This is a genomic window from Sutterella massiliensis (assembly GCF_016899755.1).
In the GTDB taxonomy this organism is placed as follows: domain Bacteria; phylum Pseudomonadota; class Gammaproteobacteria; order Burkholderiales; family Burkholderiaceae_F; genus Sutterella; species Sutterella massiliensis.
This window is the reverse complement of the sequence record NZ_JACJJC010000199.1, coordinates 1-654: the sequence shown is the minus strand read 5'-3', so window position 1 is coordinate 654 and position 654 is coordinate 1. Positions and strand designations below refer to the sequence as shown.

The following is a 654-nucleotide window of genomic DNA, read 5'->3' as shown; positions in this document are numbered from 1 at the left end:
CCGTTGAGAACGGGGCGGTTCGCGCCGTTCGTTCGGGCGACGGAGAAGAAGAATTTTCTGGAAAGAAAGAAGCGATGGAAGCGGCGCCGACAACCGATAATCGCTTCGCCGACACGAAGCGTCAAACGCCAAAACGCGATCGCGACGGCGAGAGTCTCATCAGGGACTTCTTTCCTGACGTCGGGTCTGTCAACCCCGTCAACCCCGTCAATCCGTCCGGTAATGCCGATAGCTCCCCCTTGTCGAGTCGAACGTTCGATTCGGAGAAAATCGCCGAGCCGTCCTCGGTTGACCGCATGTTTCTCGATTCGCACGAAATCGCGTCCGCGTTCCGCAGCTTGGAACGCACCGCAAAGACCGACCGAAGCGCCGGCGTCTCTCGTACGGCTTCAAAATGGCTCGAAGACCTCTTTTCGTTCTTTTCCGCAGCGGCATACGCACGGGACCTCGATTCGGTTGAGTCGCTTGAGGCCGATCGGGCGTCCGTACAAGCCGCCCCCGTCGACATCGGAGGGATCGGTGCGAACAAGGCGCTTGGAGCTTTCGACGACATTGCAAAGGCCATTGGCAATGATCGACGCAGAATCGGCAGTGAGGTCAATGCGGCGCAGCAACGTCGAAAGGCCCGCGAAGCCGAGCTGTACGGTGCAGCTG

Annotated in this window: 1 protein-coding gene; it reads left to right on the top strand. The window is 59.5% G+C overall.

Annotation, left to right across the window (positions count from 1 at the left end):
- Positions 1–654: hypothetical protein (locus tag H6A60_RS12145; protein ID WP_205104990.1), on the top strand; the 654-nt coding region annotated here is incomplete at both ends.